Genomic DNA, 21,218 nt, shown 5'->3' with positions numbered 1-21,218 from the left:
GTTTTGCGATGCAGCAAGGCGGCGGGCTTGTAAGCCCCCAGAAGCTTACATCAGCAAGCGGCTGGGGTGAACAAACGCGGCCTACGCAGCAGCGCCCCGAAACAGGACGGGTAAACTACGCACGCAGTTTGACGTCGATAGCGTCCTGAGTGCGGGTATTACGCTGGGATTCATGGCTGTGCTGACGACCCGAAACATCAAGGATTTCCTGGTTGTTCACCAGTTCGCCCAGAGTGATGTTATTCAGGAAGCTGGTCAGGCGCTCGCTCAGGTCGCGCCACAGCGCGTGGGTCAGGCATTTATCGCCACCCTGGCAGCCGCCTTTACCCTGACAACGGGTGGCGTCAACGGATTCATCAACCGCGCTGATAACTTCGCCAACGGCGATGCTACCGGCTTCTTTCCCTAATAAATAACCGCCGCCTGGACCGCGTACGCTCGATACCAGACCATTTTTACGCAGGCGGGAAAACAGCTGTTCCAGATAGGAAAGCGAAATCCCCTGACGCTCAGAAATATCAGCTAACGGAACCGGGCCCGATTCAGAGTTGAGCGCGACGTCCAGCATCGCGGTCACAGCATAACGCCCTTTAGATGTCAGTCTCATGTCTTACTTAACCTCAAACTCGCCCCTGCCCGGGCTTTTTATTAATATGGGTATTGCATAGCAGGGCCAAGTCTGACATTCCCGAGTAATTTGGTCAACTATTTACTTGACTGTTTTAGTCAGGTATTTGGCTATCTGTGCCCTATCGCCCGGCGGCTGATATTCGCGACCGCGCAGCGGCTCCGCGAGCGGCGGTATCAGCCGCTCAGCGCGCCCCTATGCGGCGCGGTTACTCTTTATCCTTCTGCGGCTGCTCAATCGACGCCAGCATTCCGCGCAGGATGTTCAGCTCCTGGCTTTCCGGGCGCGCGCGGGTAAACAGACGACGCAGTTTGTTCATCACCTGCCCCGGATGGCTGGCGCGAATAAAGCCGGTCGCCAGCAGCGTCTGCTCAAGATGGCCGTAAAAGCGCTCTAAATCATCCACCAGCGGATACGGCGTTTCGTCCTGTTGTTCGACCTGGGGCTGTTCCTGCTCCTGCGTTGCCAGCCACGCCATCCGCACTTCATAAGCGATGACCTGCACCGCCATTGCCAGGTTCAGCGAGCTGTACTCCGGGTTGGCGGCAATCGCGACGTGATAATGGCATTTCTGCAGCTCGTCGTTGGTCAGACCGACGCGCTCGCGGCCGAATACCAAAGCCACCGGGGCGTGCTGGCCTTCTGATACGCTCTTCAGGCCGCATTCGCGCGGGTCGAGCATCGGCCACGGCAAAGTACGCGAACGCGCGCTGGTTCCGACCACCAGGCTACATCCGGCCAGGGCTTCATCCAGCGTATCGACAATATGCGCATTGCCGATAACGTCGCTGGCGCCGGCCGCCAGGGCGATAGCCTGCGAGTCAGGCTTAACCAGCGGGTTAACCAACCACAGGTTAGTCAGGCCCATCGTTTTCATTGCCCGAGCTACGGAGCCCATATTGCCAGTGTGTGATGTTTCTACCAGTACGATACGAATATTTTGCAGCATTAGTGTTCTTCGGCTAAAGATTATTCACGCATGCTATCATAAAACGAAGACATAGGCAGATTTCACTGTTACTATGTGCGCCGTTTTTTCCCGTTCTTTAACATCCAGTGAGAGAGACCGATGCATCCGATGCTGAATATCGCCGTGCGCGCAGCGCGCAAGGCGGGTAATTTAATTGCCAAGCACTACGAAACCCCAGACTCCGTAGAAACCAGCCAGAAAGGCAGCAATGATTTTGTGACCAACGTCGATAAGGCAGCCGAAGCGCTGATTATTGAAACGATTCGCAAATCTTACCCGCAGCACACTATTATCACCGAAGAAAGCGGTGAGCACGTAGGTGAAGATCAGGATGTTCAATGGGTTATCGATCCACTGGATGGCACCACCAACTTCGTAAAACGTCTGCCGCACTTCTCCGTATCCATCGCCGTACGCATTAAAGGCCGTACCGAAGTCGCCGTGGTTTACGATCCGATGCGCAACGAACTATTCACCGCGACCCGCGGCCAGGGCGCTCAGCTGAACGGCTATCGTCTGCGCGGCAGCACCGCTCGCGATCTGGATGGCACGATTATCGCCACCGGCTTCCCGTTCAAAGCGAAACAGCACGCCACCTCTTACATGAATATTCTGGGCAAAATGTTTACCGAATGCGCTGACTTCCGCCGCACAGGTTCTGCTGCCCTGGATCTGGCCTACGTTGCCGCAGGCCGCGTCGATGGCTACTTCGAGATCGCGCTGAAGCCTTGGGATTTCGCCGCCGGCGAGCTGATCGCTCGTGAAGCGGGCGCTATCGTTTGCGACTTCACCGGTGGCCATAACTACCTGCACAGCGGCAACATCGTTGCCGGCAACCCGCGCGTAGTTAAAGCGATGCTGGCCAACATGCGTGAAGAGCTGAGCGAAGCGCTGAAGCGTTAATCTCTCTCACCTCATCCCGGCCCGCCCGGGATGAGGATATCACTCAAAACGGCCGCAGCCCGCCGCCGCCCGGCACCGCGCTGCTCCACATCACCACCGCCGCCGCCACTAAAATGACGCCGCCGGACAGCGCCAGCGTCGACCAGCCAACCTGCTGCCAGAGAGGCGGCGTTTTATTCCCGCTAAGCCTGACGGCCAGCTGACGGAAGCCGTGCACCAGCAGCGCCAGCCCGCTGATGGTCAGCGAGGTTCCCGCCGCCATTGCCAGCGCCGCCGCCATTCCCCAGCTAAATACGCCAATCACCTTACTGAACAGCAGGACCATGATCGCCCCTGAGCAGGGACGCATGCCCATCGACAGAACGATGACCAGCCGCGCGCGCCAGTCATCGCCGCTTTGCAGCTGTTCCGGCGCCGGCATATGCTGATGCCCGCAGCCGCAGTGCGCATGATGAACGTGATGCGGCGTAAAGGCGGTAAACGCTGGCCGACGCAGCAGCCCGCGCAGCTTTTTCAGCGCCCGCCAGCACAGCAGCAGGCCCAGCGCGCCGACCAGCAGATAGCTCCCCTTCTCCAGCCAAAAGCTGCTGAGATGAAGCTGCCTTGCCGGCAGCTGCAGCAGGGTCACCACCACCACCACCAGCACGATCGCCACCACTCCCTGCAGGAGCGAGGCGGCCAGCGTCAGCGCAATGCTCGACCTGAGCTTCGCGGGATGCGTCGCCAGCCAGGTGCTAATCACAATCTTGCCGTGCCCCGGCCCCAGCGCGTGCAGTACGCCGTAGATAAAGCTAAACGTCAGCAGCGAAAGCCCCGCCGCTCGCGGATTTTCCGCTACCGCTTTAAGCAGGCCGCTTAGCTCGAAATTTAACGCCCGCTGCCAGATAGCGCTTTGCCGCATCACCTCCGGCCAGGCCTGCCACAGCCAGACGCCCGCGCCCAACGCCAGCGCTAAAAACAGCGCCAGCGGCCACAGCTGACGCAGGCGGGAAGCCCGGGAGGGGGTTGAGAATACTACCGACATGTCAGCGTCACCTTCTGAGCAAAATAGGTTCCGAGCGCCATATCTTCCGGCGGCGCGTCGGCTTTATCGAGCGATTGCGCAAAGGCCGTCATTTTATCATTCGGCTTTGGCGTCACGACCGTCACTTTACACCCCGCGCGCAGCGCCGCAGGCAGAGTGACATCGCCCGGCTTCTCATAGAACATATCGACGTAATAGGTGGGGTCGTAGGTCGAAAGCGTCAGGGTTTGGCCCGCCAGAGGCTGCGGTTTAGCCAGCGGCAGAGTAAAGGTCAGTACCGCCTGATGCCCGTCACGTTCAAGACCGTAGCCGTCGGGGCGATTGTCAAACTTCACGTGCTGGCCGTTATGCCAAAGCTCGCTGAAGTAGTGCTGCCCGAGGACGTTCGCCATCACTTCCGCCGCCAGCTTTTTCCAGACTTCATCTCCCGGCTTTGCGCTTCCGGCATCGTAAAGCAGGTCTGAGGAGGTGATCTCATCCATCGTCCAGCGCATTTTAAAACCGGTGAGCTGTCCGTTATCGGCGACCACCTCCGTCCGCAGGCTGATAAAGCTATGCGGATGCGCTAGCACGCTAAATGATAAAACCATGAAAAATGCCGCACAGGTGCATTGTTTCACTCTCTTCATCCGTTCCTCGCGTGAAAAATTCTGTGAACCTATCCAGCAATCCTGACGTAAAGACGCCAGCCTGCCCAGATCTCTGTTCATCCATTGGCTATTCTTAGCAAAAACCCTAACTGGAACTTACCAGATGATGACAGTGATTGAACCACCATCTGCGCTTTCCAGTCCACAGCGCCGTAACCAGGTCCTGCTGATGTTTTATCTGCCCGGGCAGCCGGTGACCCCCGAGCGGCTTAGCGCTATCAACCTGGTTGATGAGGCCACGGCCCGGCAAGATATCGCGGAGACGGGACGTGAAATTCAGCGTTACCACCGCCTGACCCTCGCGTCGCAGGTGGACGGCAGCTATCGGATTGAAGGCGCCGCAATCGATCAACGCCTGTGCTTACTGCACGGCTTACGCCGGGCGCTGCGCCTGTGTCCGCATTTTATCAGCCACCATTTTACCCCAGCATTAAAAACGCAGCTTAAACTGCAGGGCGTTGCGCGCACCTTATACGACGACACCAATCTGCAGGCGCTGGTCAACCGCTGCGCCCGGACGCTTAACCGCCAGTTTGACTGCCGGGACATTCATTTCCTGCGTCTGTATCTGCAGTACTGCCTGCTTCAGCATCATCTCGGGCTGACGCCGGCCTTTACCGAACAGCAGCAGCGCTGGACGCAGGAGGCGGCGGAGTCGATTCTCGCCGCTGAGATTATCCGTCACTGGCAGCGTCGGGTCACCACCGCGCCGCACCCGGGCGAGCAGCTCTTTCTGACCCTGCTGTTCATGCTGCTCAAAACCCCCGATCCTATCCGCGATGGCCACCAGCAGGACCGGCGCCTGCACCTGGCTATCTCCGGGCTGATCCACCGTTTTCAGGATCTATCGGGCCGCCCGTTTAGCGACGATCAGGGGCTGAGCGATCAGCTCTATATTCATCTCTCCCAGGCGCTGAACCGCAGCGTGTTCGCTATCGGCATCGATAATGCGCTACCGGAAGAGATGAACCGCCTCTATCCGCGCCTGATGCGCACCACAAAAACGGCGCTGGAGGAGTTCGAAAGCGCCTACAGGGTCCGTTTTAATCAGGAAGAAGTGGGGCTGATTGCGGTGATTTTTGGCGCATGGCTGATGCAGAAAAGCGAGCTGCACGAGAAGCAGGTGGTGCTGCTCACCCACGACAATCCCGACCTTGAGCAGGCTCTTGAGCTGCAGCTGCGCGAGCTGACCCTGCTGCCGCTCAATATCAAATATCAAAACGTTCACGCCTTTCAAAAGGAAGGCGCGCCGAAGGGCGTGGCGCTGGTCGTGACCCCTTATGCTACGGCGCTACCGCTATTTTCGCCGCCGCTGTTTCACGCTGAGGAGATGTTCAGCGATCACCAGCGGCAGCATATTTGTAAAATGCTCGAGGACTAGGCCACCGCCTTCGGCCGCAGAACCAGCGCCGGCAAGGCTACCAGCGCCATCACCCAGAAAACGCCCTGGTGCAGATGCTGATAGAGGAAGCCGGCAAATACCGTCATCACCGCAATGCTGCCCCCCATTGCGACCGCGGAGTAGACCGCCTGCAGACGAATCACCTCGCTGCCCTGACGCGCCGAAATATAGCGCATCGCCGCCAGGTGACATACCGTAAAGGTGCCGCAGTGCAGGATCTGCGCGACGATTAGCCACGGCAGCGCCGTGGTCCAGCCCATCAGGGTCCAGCGAATCAGCCCGCAAACGGCGGAAAGCAGCAGTAAATCCCGCGCGCTAAAGCGGCTAAATACTTTTTTGCTCAGCGCAAAGATAACCACCTCCGCGACCACCCCTAGCGACCAGAGATAGCCGATCGCCGAAGCGGAATAGCCAGCCTCCTGCCAGTAAATCGCGCTGAAACCATAGTAGGCGGCATGCGCGCCCTGCAGCAGGCAGACGCAGGCGAGGAAGCGCCAGCTTTGGCGCACCAGCTTCAGCCATGCCGGGAGTCCGGCCGTCTGCTGGTGGCGAACTTCCCCCTGCGGCATCACCGAGGGTTTAAGCAGCATGCCCAGCAGCATTGAAGCGATACCGAGGCTTAGCAGCACCAGGATCGCCCGATAATCAAACAGGCTGACCAGCTTGCCGGTCAGCGCGGAGCCGATAACAAACGCCACCGATCCCCACAGGCGCACGCGCCCGTAGTCCATAGTTATCTGCTTTTGCCAGGTATTCGCCAGCGCATCGGTCAGCGGTACCAGCGGAGAGAAGAACAGATTGAAGCCGACCATCACCACCATCAGCCAGGCCACGCGGCTACCGGCCCAAAAGCCAAGAACAAACAGCAGCGCCAGCAGCGCCAGGACACGCAGGGCGGAAATTAGCCGGGAGGGATCGCTCACCCGCGGCGCAATCAGCAGGCTGCCGAGAAAACGAGCCACCAGCCCGGCGCCGAGCAGCACGCCGATGGTTTCCGGCGTCAGCCCTGCGCCTGCCAGCCAGACGCTCCAGAACGGCAGGAAGGTGCCGTAGCTAAAGAAGTAGGTAAAGTAGCTAAGCGCCAGCCAGCGCGTGGAGTGCAAGACCATGATTTCCTCCCGAATGGAGGCGACAGTCTGGCGATAAACCCCAGCGGGCGCAAGCCGAGGATTTGGGTATACGCCGCTGAATCTGGCCTATTTAACCGCTATTTTCAGCGACCATGAAATCGTCTCGCCCTGCCCTAATACCACCAGACCAGGCTGCCCGTCCATGTTGTGCGCGTTTACAGGGTGACTTTGCGGCTCCAGGCAGACAAACGGTTCACCCGACATACGGAACAGCATAAGCCACGGTGTTTGCGATGAAATTGTGACAGACATCACCTCTCGTTGAATGAGTGCCGTCCCGTTCCAGCCGGAATAGCAGACGTTCAGCCAGCTATCTTCTCCGTAAGCCAGATGCGAAAAATCTCCCCCTTCCGGCAGCTCACCGCGCCAGCCAAGCGGCAAGTGCGACTCGCCCTCTGGCCAGTATCCGCTCGCCTGAAACTGCATCCGGCTTAGCCTGTCGAAGGCATAAAAGGGGTGAAAACCGCCGCCGTAGAGCATCGGTTCATCGCCGTAGTGGGTGACGCTCAGAGAAGCGATAAGATCCCCCTCCTGCAGCTCATAGCGGATCTGCGCTCGATAATCGAATCCGCAGGCGTAGCGGCTACGCAGCTGCAGTACGCAGCGTTCAGCGGCGCGTTCAAGCACCTCCCACGGTCTTAGCCAGCCGTCACCGTGGAGAAAGAACTGCGCGTCCGCATGATGATTCGGCAGGGCGATTTCACGTCCCCGGAAAGGGAAGCGGTTTCCGGCCACCCGGTTTGCCAGCGGCACCATCGGAAACATGCCGCCTGCAGGATTTTCATATAACACCGGGGCTTGATACTGACGGGAGAACAGGTTCTGCACCTTACCGCCCTGCGGATCGACGCGCATCCGTAGATGCGCGTTTTCCAGAATGAAGCTTTCCGCCATTAGCGCGTCTGCTCCTGTTTCAGCGCCTGCCTGCCAGCATGGCGCTCCGCCAGCTGTTCTTCCAGCGCCTCCAGCGTAATGCCTTTGGTCTCCGGTACGTTGCGCAGAATGTACAGATACCCCGCCGCGCAAATGACCCCGTACAGCAGGAAGCTACCCGACGCGCCCAGCCCGGCATTAAGCAGCGGGAAGGTATAGGTCAACAGGAAGCAGGCCACCCACAGCGCCAGCGTACCCAGCGACATCGCCAGCCCGCGCACGCGGTTAGGGAAAATTTCGGATAACAAAACCCAGGTCACCGGAGCCAGCGTCAGCGCGTAAATGGCGATCGCCGCCAGCACCAGAATCAACACCGGCAATCCCAGAATACCCAGACCGTAGGCCGCGGCGATAAGCGCATAAATGATGGTCAGCCCGGCGGCGCCGAGCAGCATCAGCTTGCGGCGACCAATCTTATCGACCAGCGGAAGCGCGGCGATGGTAAAGATCAGGTTGATCAGCCCGGTAGCCACAATCGACTTCAGCGTGCTGTTAATATCGAATCCGGCGGAAGCGAAGATCTCCTGCGCGTAGTTGAAAATAACGTTAATGCCGCACCACTGCTGGAACATTGCCAGCACCATACCAATCACAATGATCGGGCGAACTTTAGGATGCCACAGCGCGGACCAGGAGACTTTTTGCGTGTCTTTGCTGAGGGTTTGCTCGATATCCCTGATGGTTTCATCGGCGTAGCGCTGATTACCGATGCGCATCAGCATTTGGTGCGCGCGCTGGCTTTTCCCCACGCGGACCAGCCAGCGCGGCGACTCGGGAACAAAAAACATCAGGACCAGGAATGCCACCGCAGGCACGATGCCAGAACCAAACATCCAGCGCCAGCCTACCTGCCCGTTCCAGCTGGCATTGATTTCTGCCAGGGTTGCGCTACTTGCGACCGGCTTCGCGATCGCCAGATTAACCAGCTGTGCCGCCAGCACGCCAATAACAATCGTCAGCTGGTTCACCGCCACAAAGCGTCCGCGCTGCGCGGCGGGGCTTATCTCGGCGATATACATTGGGCTTAGCGCTGAAGCCAGCCCAATGCCCAGGCCGCCAACGATACGCCACGCCACGAACATATCAAAGCTGCCGGCAAGCGCCGTGCCCCAGGCAGACAGAGTAAACAGCGCCGCAGCGATGATTAGCGGAATTTTGCGGCCAAATTTATCCGCGCACCATCCCGAAGCCAGCGCACCGAAAACGCAGCCAACCAGCGCTGAACTCATCGCCCAGCCGGACTGCGCCGGGTCGGTAATGGAAAAATAAGCTTCATAAAACGGCTTCGCGCCGCCGATCACCACCCAGTCATAGCCAAACAGTAAACCACCGCAGGCGGCAACCAGACAGATCGTCCAGACGTAGCCCATTTTTAGATGTGTCTGCGCGTTATTCATATGGATTCCTCTTTCAGGGAAACGCAGGGAACAGTAGGGGTTGGCGGGCACGGGCCCGCCGGTTGAGGTTCAGGAAAAAATGCCGCTTTGCAGAGCATGGTCAATCAGATGCGCCTTATCGTGGGCGGGGTTGACGGCCAGCAGCTGCTGAATCGCTCGCCGGTAGTCAGCCACATTCCCCAGACCCAGATATCCCAGCGCTTCAATAAACAGGCAGTGCTGACGATGCTGCGCTGCCGCCGGGACGTCGAGCACCACCAGATCAGGTAGAGAGACGGCGAAGAAATCAGCGCCGGGAACGTCGTCACGATGGCGTCGGGCCCAGTCGATAAAATTGTGGAAATGCCGTTCCGCCAGCTGCACATCGCCACTCTTGCGCAGCGCCATTCCCTGCCAGAAGAGATAATCGGCGGGCTGATCGTTGTAGTAGCGACCGGCATCCAGCGACGATCCTCCGAGGCTTGCGCGCTGGTAACAGGCTGCTGCCCGCTGCGTCTCTCCCGTTTGCGCGGCGCAGTGGCCCAGCAAATACCAGATATCATTATCCGTCTGCCCAGGAAGCCTGCCCTCTCCGAGGTTAAAAGGATAGCGCAGCGCGTCCTCCAGCCGCTGCGTTGCCGGAGCGTATGCATGGCCCTCAATAGCCTGTAACGCAACATGCAGCTGGTTAAGCAAATATTGTCCCGTCACCTTGCCCTCCCCACCTTCCCAGGGATGAAACTTTCGCGTGCGGAGAATATCTGCGGCATCGGCATAACGCCCGCTGCTGTTCCACAGGCTGAGCAGCTCAGCGGTGAGATCGTCCCGTTTCAACACGACGGCGCGATGCGCTTCCAGATGACGCAATCGCTCGCTGACGGGAGCGCCGGTCAGCTTGTTGAGGTAGTCGAGCTCGAAGCGGAAGCGCGCATTCTGTGGTTCGATTTCCACCGCTCGCCGCAGGCTGGCCAGAGCCTGCGGCAGATCCTGACGTTTATTCCAGGCATAAACGCCAAGCAGACGATGGGCCGGCGCGTAGTCCGGGGATTTTGCCAGGACGTCATGCCAGCAGCTCACCGCGTCTTCATAGCGGCGCTTGCTATACCAGAAGCAGCCCAGCAGATAGCGGGCAAACGCGCTTTCTTCCAGCTGTTGCAGCATCCAGACTTCATCCAGCGTGTTGGGGAAACGGACCCGCAGAACATGGCAGCGCTGCGCTGATGCAATGAGCTGCTGGCGCTCGCCGACGTCGTCGCTTAGCGCGGCGCGCCACAGCATCGGTAGCGCCTCCTGGCAATCCAGTAACGCCAACAGCGCTTGTGCAGACTTCTGCTGCCCGATAGAGAGCAGCCATCCCGCAAGCAGGCTGGCGTTGGCGCCTCTGCAGCCGGTAACGCGCAGCAGGTTTTCCCGGAATTCATCGCCCTGGCCAATCATCCAGCGTACGCAATGCAGCGGGTAGCTCAGAGGATACTGCTCAAGGCATAGCGCGATATAATCCAGCGCCTCATCGCAGCGCTGTAGTTTCGCCAGCGCCAGCGCCTTCAGCCCCATAGCAAGGTGGTTCGTGGAATTAAATCGCAGGCTGATCTCGACTTTTTCCAGCGCATCAGCAACATCACCGCGCTTCATCGCCAGCCGAGCCAGCGACCAGTAGGCCGCATCGCGGCAGTTGCCGCTCCATGAGGCTTTGTAATAGTGATCCCATGCGCTCGTGTCATCCCCCTGTCTTTCCAGGGCGCTGGCGAGTAGCATGCTGGCTTCGCCATCCCGCGGATTTTTGTTCAGCCGATGAGCGCGCTGCAGTGCGGAGCGGGCGCACTGCTCTGCCAGCGGCCAGTCGGCGCCGTTCAGCGCCAGGGTGCCAAGAGCGACGTTATTGCGGTAATCGAGGGGATCAATCGCAATGGCCCGACGGTAGTAGTCTCCGGCGTAGCGGCTGGAGTGGTTATACTGCTCAAGATGCTGACCAATGAAATAGAGCTCATCACCGTTGTCGATCTCTTCCGGCACGGCTGGCGCGGTTGCCGGATCCGGTAACGGAGTCTGCTGGGCGAGATGCTCCTGATAATGCAGCAGCGGTTCACCCCCGGCGCTTTTCACCCGCAGGGTCAAGCGCGAAGCGCCGTTCTCGGGCAGCGCGTGCTGCCAGCTTTCACCCGGTTTTAAGGTTATCCGGGTTTCATAGAGCGGCTGATTATCCGCACTCAGCTCCAGCGCAATGTTTTCCAGAGGCGCAATCGCATAGACCCCCAGCTGCAGCTGCCCGGCTTCACGAACCAGCTTTAGCGCCAGGCGGGTATTCGCATTTTGCACCATTCCCAGCTCGCTATACGGCAGGAAGTTTTGGACAAAAATTTTCTCTTCGTAGGGCGCAAGCCAGGTGAAATCTGGCTGGTTATCGGTGAATACGCCGGTCATCAGCTCAATATAGGGGCCATTCGCGTCGGTCAGATTCCGATCCCAGGCCTGGCCGAAATCGCCATATCCCCAGCTCCACTGCTTTTTACCTGGCGAGATATGGTGATCGGCGACATGCAGCAATCCGCCTCGTTCATCATGATGGTAGGCACCGACAAAATCATATTCTGATTTTTCTGCCATATAGGAGGTCGGCACCGGGACATTCCGATACCGGGAAATATCCACGCCCGCACTGTAGTCCACTTTGTAATAGGTACCGGTGGCGATGGGGAATGCAGAAACGTCGCGCTTGCCATGATCGAACACGGCGGTAACGTCAGGCGGGAACACGCTCTGGTGCGCATCCCCGCCCTTCACCGCCGGGTTGGCCCACCATAAGAAGTGGCGCGGCGTGGCGTTACCGTTAAAAACCTTACCGGTAATTTCAATAAGCGCCCGATCGGGATAAAGAGTAAAGCCGGCCATTACCTGCAATCCGCGCATGGGTTCAGCTTCGCCCATCCACACGGTTTGCACGCCGCCATCCCCTTGCTGGATCGTAAAATCGACGGGCATAAAGGTTGTCGGACGATGGTGCTGCGGCCAGTTAAACTCGATCCCGCCGGAAATCCATGGCCCGAGCAGGCCGACCAGCGCCGGTTTCACCACTTCGTTGTAGTAGACGAAATCACGCTGTTTTACTTTATCGTAAGCGCGATGGATTCGGCCGCCGAGCTCCGGCAGCAGCATGATGCGAATGAAATCATTCTCCATCCACACCGCCTGATAGTCGCGCATCTCCCGCTCGCCGGTTAAGGTATCAACCACGCCATAGGGGTACACGCTGCCAGATGAACCCTGATAGACCCGTTTTTCCAGGAACATCGGGTTAGGATCCTCCGCACCCGTCGTCCACGTCGGGAGTGTAATCGTTTCCTGCCAGACCTTAACCGAACCGTGCATAACGCTCTCCACTAAAAGTAATTAAGTAAAAAACTCATAGAGGCGAGTTTATAATCTTGATTAGCTGTTAAAGTGCGCAATGCTCACGCAATATAGTTAAGGGAGTTAAGTTTATGCAGCTAACCGGATTCAACAACGTTCGGGTCAGGCAGGCCAATAAATCTATCTTTCTGGCCTGTTTGTGGCGGGAAAAGCAGCTCAGTAAATCGCAGCTCGCTCAGCTCAGCGGGCTATCCATTCCGGCGGTGAGCAACATACTCGAAGAGCTCCTCAGCGAAGGACTCATCAGCCACTCCACGGAAAAAATGAGTAACCGAGGCGTCAATAGCGGTAGTTTTCAGATCCCGCAGCACGGCGCGTGGACGCTGTGTATGAATATCACGCCGACCAGCATTGAGTATCAGCTCGCCGATGCTCGCCTGCTGGCCGTCGACGAGCACCAGCATATTCGTATCGATGCGCCGACCCCTCAGGCTTTGCTAACGGCGATTATCGACTGCTGGCGAAGCATCCACCGCCGGTATCCGCAGCATAAAATAAACATCGCGCTGGGGGTTCACGGGCAGGTGGATCCGGTGACCGGCGTCTCGCAAACCATGCCGCAGGCGCGCTGGAAGACGCCGGTCGAACTCAAATATTTACTTGAGGAGCAGCTGGGCGTTCAGGTCAGGGTTGATAATGATTGCGCCATGCTGGCGCTGGCCGAAAAATGGCAGAACAGCGCCGCGCCGCAGGATTTTTGCGTGATCAACGTCGATTACGGCATTGGTTCATCGTTTGTTATTAACGATCAGATCTACCGCGGGAGCCTCTACGGTAGCGGCCAGATTGGGCATACGATTGTCAATCCGGACGGCACCGCCTGCGACTGCGGGCGCTATGGCTGTCTGGAAACAATCGCCTCGCTCAGCGCGCTGAAAAAGCAGGCTCGGGTGTGGCTGAAAACCCAGCCGGAGGCGCAGCCCTCCCCCGATAAATTAACCACCGGGTCGCTGATAGCAGCCTGGGAACAGGGCGACGTGCATATCCGTGCCTGGGTTGAAAACTCCGCCAATGCGATTGGCTTAAGCCTGTATAACTTCCTCAATCTGCTCAATATTAATCAGATATGGCTCTACGGCCGCAGCTGCGCTTTTGGCGAGCAGTGGTTAAACACCATTGTTAAACAAACCAGCTTTAACCCCTTCGATCACGGCGACACTCCGCGCGCGCACGCCACCCAAATTAGCTTCGGTCGGCTCACGCGCGCGCAGCAGCTGCTGGGTATTGGTTATCTGTACGTGGAGGAGGCGCTGGAGAAAATCTAGGTACCGATTTCAATTCGTGGCGGGGAGCAAAATTGTGTATTACGTTTAAATAACTCGTCTTTCATAAGGTGCTGGTTATGAACACATTACGCTATTTTGATTTTGGTTCCTCGCGCCACGTACTGCTGCTGATTGCGCGTATTGCCGTCGTGCTGCTGTTTATCATCTTTGGCTACCCCAAACTGCTGGGCTTTAGCGGCACCGTGCAGTATATGGCGTCATCCGGCGCGCCGCTGCCGACGCTGGCGGCCGTTATCGCCATCGTGATGGAGGTCCCGGCGGCGATCCTGATTATTCTCGGCTTCTTCACGCGTCCGCTGGCGGTCATCTTTATTTTTTATACTCTGGGCACGGCGGTTATCGGCCACCATTTCTGGGATATGTCCGGCGATGCGGTGCTGCCAAATATGATTAACTTCTATAAAAACGTCAGCATTGCCGGCGCCTTCCTGCTGCTGGCGATAGTCGGCCCGGGCGCCATCTCGCTCGACCGGCGTTAATCACCGGGCGACAGACGTAAAAAAGGCCGCATTCGCGGCCTTTTATTCGCTTTCAGCGGCTCAGCGTTATGCGTAAACCGGGAAGCGTGCGCAGATATCCAGAACTTTACCTTTAACGCGCTCGGTTACCGCTTCGTCATTGATGTTGTCCAGAACGTCACACATCCAGCCTGCCAGCTCTTTCACTTCCGCTTCTTTAAAGCCGCGGCGAGTTACAGCCGGAGAACCGATACGGATACCGGAAGTCACGAACGGGCTCTTCGGATCGTTAGGCACGCTGTTTTTGTTCACGGTGATGTTGGCGCGGCCCAGGGCAGCGTCAGCTTCTTTACCGGTCAGGTTCTTATCAACCAGATCCAGCAGGAACAGGTGGTTTTCAGTCCCGCCGGACACCACTTTGTAGCCGCGGTTCAGGAACACTTCCACCATCGCTTTGGCGTTTTTCGCTACCTGCTGCTGGTAGACTTTGAATTCTGGCTCCATCGCTTCTTTCAGCGCCACCGCTTTCGCGGCGATAACGTGCATCAGCGGGCCGCCCTGAGCGCTTGGGAATACGGCAGAGTTCAGCTTTTTGTACAGCTCTTCGTCGCCGCCTTTCGCCAGGATCAGGCCGCCGCGCGGACCCGCCAGGGTTTTGTGCGTGGTTGTGGTGACAACGTGAGCGTGCGGAACCGGGTTCGGGTAAACGTCTGCGGCAATCAGGCCCGCAACGTGCGCCATATCGACGAACAGGTATGCGCCGATGCTGTCTGCGATTTCACGCATTTTTGCCCAGTCAACGATACCGGAATAGGCAGAGAAGCCGCCGATGATCATCTTCGGCTTATGGGTCTGCGCCTGCTTCGCCATATCTTCGTAGTCAATTTTGCCGGACTCATCAATACCGTAAGGGATGATGTTGTACAGTTTGCCGGAGAAGTTAACCGGGGAGCCGTGAGTCAGGTGGCCGCCTTGCGCCAGGTTCATACCGAGAACGGTATCGCCCGGCTGCAGCAGAGCGGTGTAAACCGCGAAGTTAGCCTGAGAACCGGAGTGCGGCTGCACGTTGGCGTAGTCAGCGCCAAACAGCTCTTTTGCGCGATCGATAGCCAGCTGCTCGACGATATCAACGTATTCGCAGCCGCCGTAGTAGCGCTTGCCCGGATAGCCTTCGGCATATTTGTTGGTCAGCTGAGAACCCTGTGCCTGCATAACGCGCGGGCTGGTGTAGTTCTCGGAGGCGATCAGTTCGATGTGCTCTTCCTGACGTACTTTTTCCTGCTCCATAGCCTGCCACAGTTCGGCATCATAATCGGCAATGTTCATTTCACGCTTTAACATCCGCATCTCCTGCTCAGCTAACAATAGATTACAGCTCTAAAAAGGGGCCTTTTTGGGCGACGGCCCACAGTATAACTGAATCGTTCTGTGATAACAGGTCTTGACAAACGATTTTACGCAAACGTTTGGCTCCGCATGACACAAGGCTTTGAGCAATAACGCCTCTACGATTATCAACGGATTTCTTTTCAGGTTTGTGATGCAAATTCTTCACGTTGTAACTGTTTCAATGCAGGGTGTTAAAGAACCATTTACATTGCAGGGTTATTTATATAAGATGCATTTGAAATGCATCATTAAGATAACACTAAAGGAAGCTGCTATGCTCGACGCTCAAACCATCGCTACGGTCAAAGCCACCATTCCCCTGCTGGTCGAAACCGGTCCGAAGCTGACCGCCCATTTCTACGATCGCATGTTTGCTCATAACCCAGAACTCAAAGAAATCTTCAATATGAGCAACCAGCGTAACGGCGATCAGCGTGAGGCGCTGTTTAACGCTATTGCCGCCTATGCGAGCAATATCGATAACCTGGCGGCCCTGCTGCCGGCGGTAGAAAAAATCGCGCAGAAGCACACCAGCTTCCAGATCAGGCCGGAGCAGTACAATATTGTCGGCGGCCACCTGCTGGCGACGCTGGATGAAATGTTCAGCCCGGGTCAGGAAGTGCTTGATGCCTGGGGCAAAGCCTACGGCGTGCTGGCTAACGTCTTTATCAATCGTGAAGCCGAAATCTATCAGGATAGCGCCAGCAAGACCGGCGGCTGGGAAGGGACCCGCGCGTTTCGCATCGTGAAGAAAACCCCGCGCAGCGCGCTGATCACCAGCTTCGAAATGGAGCCGGTAGACGGCCAGCCGGTTGCCGACTATCAGCCGGGCCAGTACCTGGCCGTCTGGCTGAAGCCAGAAGGGTTTGAATATCAGGAGATTCGCCAGTACTCCCTGACGCGTAAGGCGAATGGCAAAGGCTATCGCATTGCCGTGAAGCGCGAGAGCGGCGGTCAGGTATCGAACTGGCTGCACAATGCGTCAAGCGAAGGGGATGTTGTGCACCTGGCGGCGCCGGCAGGCGACTTCTTCCTTACCGTTGACGCCGAAACTCCGGTAACGCTGCTTTCCGGCGGCGTCGGCCAAACGCCAATGCTGGCAATGCTGGATTCGCTGGCAAAAGCGCGCCATCCGGCGCAGGTTAACTGGTTCCACGCGGCGGAAAACGGCGAGGTTCACGCCTTTGCCGATGAGGTCAGCGCGCTGGGAGCGACCTTGCCTAAGTTTGCTTCTCACGTCTGGTATCGCAGCCCTGGCGAAGAGGACCGTCAGGCGGCGCGTTTTAATAGCGAAGGTTTGATGGATTTGACCGCTCAGGCAGAGAGCCTGCGCGACCCGCTGATGCAGTTCTACCTCTGCGGCCCGGTAGCCTTTATGCAGCACGCTGCGAAGCAGCTGGTGGCGCTTGGCATCAATAGCGAACGCATTCATTACGAATGCTTTGGCCCGCACAAGGTACTGTAATTGATGCCCCTCTCCCCGCCGGGGAGAGGGTTAAAACTTAAATCGCTTCGTCGTCTTCTTCGCCGGTACGGATACGGATCACGCGCGCCACGTCAAAGACAAAGATTTTGCCATCGCCGATTTTACCGGTCTGCGCCGTGCGGATAATAGTATCCACGCAGGTATCGACGATATCATCAGTGACCACGATTTCGATTTTCACTTTTGGCAGAAAATCCACCATATACTCCGCACCGCGGTACAGCTCGGTATGGCCCTTCTGACGGCCAAAGCCCTTCACTTCCGTTACCGTCATCCCGGTGATGCCGACTTCCGCCAGCGCTTCACGCACGTCATCCAGCTTGAAAGGTTTAATAATCGCATCAATCTTTTTCATGGTGTTCCTGTCTTAGTCGCGTAACCGGTTGCTTACCGTATCATAACTTGCGCTATGGCGCGGAGCTACTCTTTAAAGTCGTTGGCGTCGAGCTCATGGCGCGACAGCAATTTATAAAATTCGGTGCGGTTGCGTCCGGCCATTCTGGCCGCGTGCGTCACGTTACCTTTGGTTATTTGCAGCAGCTTGCGCAGGTAGTTCAGCTCAAACTGATTGCGCGCCTCAACGAAGGTCGGCAGCGCGGTATTCTCGCCTTCCAGCGCCTGCTCCACCAGCGCGTCGCTGATCACCGGCGATGAGGTCAGCGCCACGCACTGCTCAATCACGTTCACCAGCTGACGCACGTTGCCCGGCCATTTGGCGGCCATCAGCCGCTTCATCGCATCGGTCGAGAAGGCGCGGACAAACGGCTTGTGCCGGTCGGCAGACTGCCGCAGCAGATGGTTGGCGAGAAGCGGAATATCCTCGGTGCGATCGGCGAGAGGCGGGATCTTCAGGTTCACCACGTTCAGGCGATAAAACAGATCTTCGCGGAACTCGCCGCGGGCCATCGCCTTAGGCAGGTCGCGGTGGGTGGCGGAGATGATGCGCACGTCGATGTCGATATCGCGGTTGCTGCCCAGCGGGCGGACCTTTCGCTCCTGCAGGACGCGCAGCAGTTTTACCTGCAGGGCCACCGGCATATCGCCGATCTCATCGAGGAACAGCGTGCCCCCTTCGGCGGCCTGGAACAGCCCTTCCCGATTGCTGACCGCGCCGGTAAAGGCACCGCGGGCGTGGCCAAACAGCTCCGACTCCAGCAGCTGTTCCGGCAGGGCGCCGCAGTTAATGGCGACAAAGGGCTTAGCGTGTCGCGGGCTGGCGTTATGAATCGCCTGGGCGACGATCTCTTTGCCGGTGCCGCTCTGGCCGTTAATCAGCACGCTGACGTCCGACTGCGCCACCATGCCCGCCTGCTCAAGCAGACGCTGCATCAGCGGGCTACGGGTCACAATCGCCTGGCGCCAGCGCTCATCCGTCGCCGGCGCGCTGTGCTCCAGGGCGTCATCAATGGCTTTGTACAGCGCATCCTTATCTACCGGCTTGGTCAGGAAGCTGAACACTCCCTGCTGGGTCGCAGCCACCGCCTCCGGAATCGATCCGTGGGCGGTGAGAATAATCACCGGCATTCCCGGCTGCACCTTCTGGATTTCGGCAAACAGCTGCAGGCCGTCCATTTCATCCATGCGTAAATCGCTGACCACCAGGTCGACCTTATCGCGCCCCAGCACGCGCAGCGCCTCGGGGCCGCTTTCGGCAGTGACCACGCTGTATCCTTCGCTGACAAGGCGCATCCCAAGCAGCTTCAGCAGCCCTGGGTCATCGTCCACCAGCAGCAGGCGCGCGGGTTTACGGCTCGTCATGATTGGCCTCCGGGACTTTATCGCTACCGTGCCCGACGTCAGAATTAAAATTCCCTCCCGGCTTACGGGTGGAGAGTTGACGTTCGATATCGGTGAGATTTTCCAGCTTACGCGTCGTGAGTTCCAGCTCGCCGCGCAGCTGCTGCTCCTGCTGGCGCAGCGCGTCGAGCTCGGCATCGCTGGTCTGCTGTAGCTTCGCGTAGCGGGAACGTTCGTCCACCAGCTGCAGCTGTCGGCTCTGGCCGTCGCGCCAGAGCTGATAAAGCGGGCGCACCTGCACGGCAATTTGGGAGCTGAAGGTATCCAGGCGAGAAACCAGCTCGCGCCGCTCGTCCGGGGTAATTTTGGCGTCCGCCAGCAAAATGCCGCGCTTAAACGCATCCTGCCAGCGGTCGTCACCGTGCTGCCGGGCTTCCGCCCGCGCCTGTACCGGAGCAAGGCGATCGGCGCAGTCAATTCCGCGCAGCCAGTAGAGCGGATTTTTGTCGCTGATATCACCGTTCAGAGACCAGATATCTGCGCAATCAACCGAGAGGAAATCCGCCACCTGGTGCTGCGGCAGCTCGGGCTGCGCTTTGTCGTTTGCCGTATGCGGCGATAAAGCCGCGGAACATCCGGCCAGCGCAAGGCAAGAAACGCCGGACAGCAGCCAGACTTTGACGGGACGAACCCATGCGAAAAAGTGGGACATAGTCACCCATTGTTGATTCATGTGTTGATTTTTCCCGGCTCGCCGGTGGGTAGCGTGATGCGAAAACAGATCAGCCCGGGTATATCGTCGACCAGGCTTAGCTCACCCTGCATTTGTCGCACGCAGTCCCGCGCAATGCTTAGCCCGAGACCGCTGCCTTTTACCGCCCCTTTACGCTGATGACTTCCCTGATAAAAGGGCTCAAAAATCATTTTTCTTTCCACCGGCGGTATCGGCTCGCCGCTGTTGCTAACGTCGATGCGCACCTGCTCGCCGTGCCGGTAGCTGTGAATGTGAATGTTACCGGATTCAGCACCATAGTGCACCGCATTGGAATAGAGATTATCCAGCACGCTCGCCAGCAAAGCCGGCTCCGCCTGGCAGAACCTGGCCTCCAGGCTGAGATCCGTTCGCATCAGTTTAGCTCTTGCCGGCAGGCTGTGGGCGGAGACAACGCTTTCTACCAGCTCCGCAAGGTTCACCGTCTCGCGCGCCACCGGGCCGTCGGCCTGTTTACGGTTGTAATCAAGCAGCTGTTCAATCAGCTTTTGCAGATTGCGGCTGCTGCTGTCGAGGATCTCGACAATTTCCTGCTGCTCGGCGGTCAAAGGCCCGGCGACGCGGTCGGCGAGCAGCTCCGTACCTTCCCGCATGCTGGCTAACGGCGTTTTCAGCTCATGCGAGAGATGACGTAAAAACTGATGCCGCTGCGACTCCAGCCAGGCCAGGCGCTCGCTCAGCCAGATGATGCGCTCGCCGACCGAGCGCAGCTCGCGCGGCCCGGTAAACAACGCCGCGTTATCCAGCGACTTCCCTTCCCCCAGCCGGTTAATCATTTTCTCAATCCCTTTTACCGGGCCGATGATCATGCGGGTAAACAGCAGCACCAGCGCCAGGCTCAGCAGGAACAGCACCAGCGCCTGCCAGCCGAAGAACTGCCCGCGTTCGGCGATCTCCTGCTGGAGCTGCTGCCCGCGCGAATAAACGACCGTTCGGGTGGCCTGCACCATGACGCTGTTGGCCGTGGCGAAGGCTTCCAGGCTCTCTGCGGACTTTGCGTCTGGGCTGCTGTTTTTACATCTCAGCTGCGCCAGGTCGCTCAAATCCTGGCTCAGCGCCTGCCAGATTTTCTCATCCGGCAGAACGCCGGCGTGCGCGTCCAGCATTTCGCTGTAGCGCTGGCGCTGATTCTGATAAACCTTCGCCAGAGTCGGATCGTCCAGCACGCAGTACTGGCGGTAGCTGCGCTCCATTTCCAGCGAAGCGTTAATCATTGCCTCGCTGCGGCGAGCATCGACCAGCGTGGTTCGGTTGATGTGCGCGGCCTGGGCGCTGAGGGCGTTCAGGCTTTGCCACGCCTGCCAGGCCAGAACCAGCAGGGGTAGCAGGATCAGCACAAAGGAGAGCGTCACCAGCTGGCGCAATGAGCGGGGGAAAAGAGAGAGTCGCTTCAAGTATATAGCCTCAAACATTAGCTTAAGATGATGCTAACTGAGGACGCCGCAGAGTAACAGGTGCAATCAGCAGATCTGCACGAAAGGCGACAAGTCAGGGCGAGGCCCGTCAGCGGAGCGGATAATCACGCCGCTGGCTTGCCCTGGAGCGGAAATAATAAAGCCAGGCAAGTGCCTGGCTTTATTAAGAAATAAGGCGGTGCCTAACTCGACGTTTCGCCCGATGGCTGATAAAGCAGAGCTATTATCAGGAGTTGGACGGCAGGCACCTT

Annotated in this window: 18 protein-coding genes; 5 read left to right on the top strand and 13 right to left on the bottom strand. The window is 58.1% G+C overall.

Going from position 1 to position 21,218, the window contains the following annotated elements; all coding sequences use genetic code 11:
* Nucleotides 1-115: 115 nt before the first annotated feature.
* Nucleotides 116-607, bottom strand: a complete 492-nt coding sequence (gene iscR / locus GO007_RS12260) for a Fe-S cluster assembly transcriptional regulator IscR (RefSeq protein WP_041146727.1) — start codon at nucleotides 605-607, stop codon at nucleotides 116-118.
* A gap of 229 nt (nucleotides 608-836) precedes the next feature.
* Entirely contained in the window at nucleotides 837-1,577 is a 741-nt protein-coding gene (trmJ, locus tag GO007_RS12255; RefSeq protein WP_095100266.1) for a tRNA (cytosine(32)/uridine(32)-2'-O)-methyltransferase TrmJ, read from the bottom strand.
* Nucleotides 1,578-1,697: 120 nt separating this feature from the next.
* On the opposite strand from trmJ, the gene suhB reads away from it, so the two are divergent.
* The gene (gene suhB, locus GO007_RS12250) at nucleotides 1,698-2,501 is read left to right on the top strand and encodes an inositol-1-monophosphatase (protein WP_095100264.1); all 804 of its coding nucleotides are present in this window, start codon (nucleotides 1,698-1,700) and stop codon (nucleotides 2,499-2,501) included.
* 43 nt (nucleotides 2,502-2,544) lie between these two features.
* Here suhB and GO007_RS12245 read toward each other — a convergent pair whose 3' ends face one another.
* Both GO007_RS12245 and GO007_RS12240 read right to left on the bottom strand, forming a co-directional pair.
* Nucleotides 2,545-3,525, bottom strand: a complete 981-nt coding sequence (locus GO007_RS12245) for a nickel/cobalt transporter (protein WP_095100261.1) — start codon at nucleotides 3,523-3,525, stop codon at nucleotides 2,545-2,547.
* Nucleotides 3,516-4,154 (bottom strand): DUF1007 family protein, encoded by a 639-nt coding sequence (locus GO007_RS12240; RefSeq protein WP_095100259.1) that lies wholly within the window; start codon nucleotides 4,152-4,154, stop codon nucleotides 3,516-3,518. Before GO007_RS12240 ends, GO007_RS12245 begins: the two co-directional genes overlap by 10 nt.
* Before the next feature lie 124 nt (nucleotides 4,155-4,278).
* On the opposite strand from GO007_RS12240, the gene csiE reads away from it, so the two are divergent.
* A complete protein-coding gene (gene csiE / locus GO007_RS12235) occupies nucleotides 4,279-5,556 on the top strand; it encodes a stationary phase inducible protein CsiE (protein WP_095100257.1) in 1,278 nt (425 codons plus the stop codon).
* Here csiE and GO007_RS12230 read toward each other — a convergent pair.
* From GO007_RS12230 to GO007_RS12215, 4 genes are all read right to left on the bottom strand, one after another.
* Nucleotides 5,553-6,686 carry a 3-phenylpropionate MFS transporter gene (locus GO007_RS12230; protein ID WP_095100254.1) on the bottom strand — a complete coding sequence of 378 codons (1,134 nt, stop codon included), beginning with the start codon at nucleotides 6,684-6,686 and terminating at the stop codon, nucleotides 5,553-5,555. The genes csiE and GO007_RS12230 overlap by 4 nt on opposite strands.
* A gap of 87 nt (nucleotides 6,687-6,773) precedes the next feature.
* Nucleotides 6,774-7,601: an aldose 1-epimerase gene (locus GO007_RS12225; RefSeq protein WP_095100252.1), complete on the bottom strand. Its 828-nt coding sequence runs from the start codon at nucleotides 7,599-7,601 to the stop codon at nucleotides 6,774-6,776.
* Nucleotides 7,601-9,037 (bottom strand): sugar porter family MFS transporter, encoded by a 1,437-nt coding sequence (locus GO007_RS12220; protein ID WP_095100250.1) that lies wholly within the window; start codon nucleotides 9,035-9,037, stop codon nucleotides 7,601-7,603. Before GO007_RS12220 ends, GO007_RS12225 begins: the two co-directional genes overlap by 1 nt.
* 69 nt (nucleotides 9,038-9,106) lie before the next feature.
* Complete coding sequence (locus GO007_RS12215; protein WP_095100247.1) at nucleotides 9,107-12,382, bottom strand: DUF5107 domain-containing protein; 3,276 nt, start codon at nucleotides 12,380-12,382, stop codon at nucleotides 9,107-9,109.
* A gap of 113 nt (nucleotides 12,383-12,495) precedes the next feature.
* Between GO007_RS12215 and GO007_RS12210 the strand changes: the two genes are divergently transcribed.
* Together GO007_RS12210 and GO007_RS12205 are read left to right on the top strand one after the other, a co-directional pair.
* On the top strand, nucleotides 12,496-13,689 hold the full coding sequence (locus tag GO007_RS12210; RefSeq protein ID WP_095100243.1) for an ROK family transcriptional regulator: 1,194 nt from the start codon (nucleotides 12,496-12,498) through the stop codon (nucleotides 13,687-13,689).
* A 77-nt stretch (nucleotides 13,690-13,766) separates the two neighbouring features.
* Nucleotides 13,767-14,189, top strand: a complete 423-nt coding sequence (locus tag GO007_RS12205; RefSeq protein ID WP_095100239.1) for a DoxX family protein — start codon at nucleotides 13,767-13,769, stop codon at nucleotides 14,187-14,189.
* A 66-nt stretch (nucleotides 14,190-14,255) separates the two neighbouring features.
* Here GO007_RS12205 and glyA read toward each other — a convergent pair whose 3' ends face one another.
* Entirely contained in the window at nucleotides 14,256-15,509 is a 1,254-nt protein-coding gene (gene glyA / locus GO007_RS12200) for a serine hydroxymethyltransferase (RefSeq protein WP_095100236.1), read from the bottom strand.
* Nucleotides 15,510-15,831: 322 nt separating this feature from the next.
* Here glyA and hmpA point away from each other — a divergent pair, with 322 nt between their 5' ends.
* On the top strand, nucleotides 15,832-17,022 hold the full coding sequence (hmpA, locus tag GO007_RS12195) for an NO-inducible flavohemoprotein (protein ID WP_095100230.1): 1,191 nt from the start codon (nucleotides 15,832-15,834) through the stop codon (nucleotides 17,020-17,022).
* 37 nt (nucleotides 17,023-17,059) lie between these two features.
* On the opposite strand, the gene glnB is transcribed toward hmpA, so the two are convergent.
* From glnB to GO007_RS12175, 4 genes are all read right to left on the bottom strand, one after another.
* Nucleotides 17,060-17,398: a nitrogen regulatory protein P-II gene (gene glnB / locus GO007_RS12190; RefSeq protein WP_041146740.1), complete on the bottom strand. Its 339-nt coding sequence runs from the start codon at nucleotides 17,396-17,398 to the stop codon at nucleotides 17,060-17,062.
* Between the two features lie 65 nt (nucleotides 17,399-17,463).
* Nucleotides 17,464-18,801 (bottom strand): two-component system response regulator GlrR, encoded by a 1,338-nt coding sequence (glrR, locus tag GO007_RS12185; protein ID WP_095100227.1) that lies wholly within the window; start codon nucleotides 18,799-18,801, stop codon nucleotides 17,464-17,466.
* A complete protein-coding gene (gene qseG / locus GO007_RS12180) occupies nucleotides 18,788-19,492 on the bottom strand; it encodes a two-component system QseEF-associated lipoprotein QseG (RefSeq protein WP_189339872.1) in 705 nt (234 codons plus the stop codon). The genes glrR and qseG overlap by 14 nt, the downstream gene beginning before the upstream one ends.
* A gap of 17 nt (nucleotides 19,493-19,509) precedes the next feature.
* Nucleotides 19,510-20,946 (bottom strand): sensor histidine kinase, encoded by a 1,437-nt coding sequence (locus GO007_RS12175; protein WP_095100221.1) that lies wholly within the window; start codon nucleotides 20,944-20,946, stop codon nucleotides 19,510-19,512.
* Between the last annotated feature and the right edge of the window lie 272 nt (nucleotides 20,947-21,218).

The organism is Klebsiella sp. 10-1 (assembly GCF_009758445.1).
In the GTDB taxonomy this organism is placed as follows: Bacteria; Pseudomonadota; Gammaproteobacteria; order Enterobacterales; family Enterobacteriaceae; genus Klebsiella; species Klebsiella scottii.
Note: the sequence above shows the minus strand (reverse complement) of the source record. Positions and strands in the feature narration are given on the sequence as shown.

What these genes read in the sequence shown, in the direction of transcription:
- iscR (WP_041146727.1), bottom strand. Translation starts at nt 607, where the DNA reads ATGAGACTGACATCTAAAGGGCGTTATGCTGTGACCGCGATGCTGGAC.
- trmJ (WP_095100266.1), bottom strand. Translation starts at nt 1,577, where the DNA reads ATGCTGCAAAATATTCGTATCGTACTGGTAGAAACATCACACACTGGC.
- suhB (WP_095100264.1), top strand. Translation starts at nt 1,698, where the DNA reads ATGCATCCGATGCTGAATATCGCCGTGCGCGCAGCGCGCAAGGCGGGT.
- GO007_RS12245 (WP_095100261.1), bottom strand. Translation starts at nt 3,525, where the DNA reads ATGTCGGTAGTATTCTCAACCCCCTCCCGGGCTTCCCGCCTGCGTCAG.
- GO007_RS12240 (WP_095100259.1), bottom strand. Translation starts at nt 4,154, where the DNA reads ATGAAGAGAGTGAAACAATGCACCTGTGCGGCATTTTTCATGGTTTTA.
- csiE (WP_095100257.1), top strand. Translation starts at nt 4,279, where the DNA reads ATGATGACAGTGATTGAACCACCATCTGCGCTTTCCAGTCCACAGCGC.
- GO007_RS12230 (WP_095100254.1), bottom strand. Translation starts at nt 6,686, where the DNA reads ATGGTCTTGCACTCCACGCGCTGGCTGGCGCTTAGCTACTTTACCTAC.
- GO007_RS12225 (WP_095100252.1), bottom strand. Translation starts at nt 7,601, where the DNA reads ATGGCGGAAAGCTTCATTCTGGAAAACGCGCATCTACGGATGCGCGTC.
- GO007_RS12220 (WP_095100250.1), bottom strand. Translation starts at nt 9,037, where the DNA reads ATGAATAACGCGCAGACACATCTAAAAATGGGCTACGTCTGGACGATC.
- GO007_RS12215 (WP_095100247.1), bottom strand. Translation starts at nt 12,382, where the DNA reads ATGCACGGTTCGGTTAAGGTCTGGCAGGAAACGATTACACTCCCGACG.
- GO007_RS12210 (WP_095100243.1), top strand. Translation starts at nt 12,496, where the DNA reads ATGCAGCTAACCGGATTCAACAACGTTCGGGTCAGGCAGGCCAATAAA.
- GO007_RS12205 (WP_095100239.1), top strand. Translation starts at nt 13,767, where the DNA reads ATGAACACATTACGCTATTTTGATTTTGGTTCCTCGCGCCACGTACTG.
- glyA (WP_095100236.1), bottom strand. Translation starts at nt 15,509, where the DNA reads ATGTTAAAGCGTGAAATGAACATTGCCGATTATGATGCCGAACTGTGG.
- hmpA (WP_095100230.1), top strand. Translation starts at nt 15,832, where the DNA reads ATGCTCGACGCTCAAACCATCGCTACGGTCAAAGCCACCATTCCCCTG.
- glnB (WP_041146740.1), bottom strand. Translation starts at nt 17,398, where the DNA reads ATGAAAAAGATTGATGCGATTATTAAACCTTTCAAGCTGGATGACGTG.
- glrR (WP_095100227.1), bottom strand. Translation starts at nt 18,801, where the DNA reads ATGACGAGCCGTAAACCCGCGCGCCTGCTGCTGGTGGACGATGACCCA.
- qseG (WP_189339872.1), bottom strand. Translation starts at nt 19,492, where the DNA reads ATGTCCCACTTTTTCGCATGGGTTCGTCCCGTCAAAGTCTGGCTGCTG.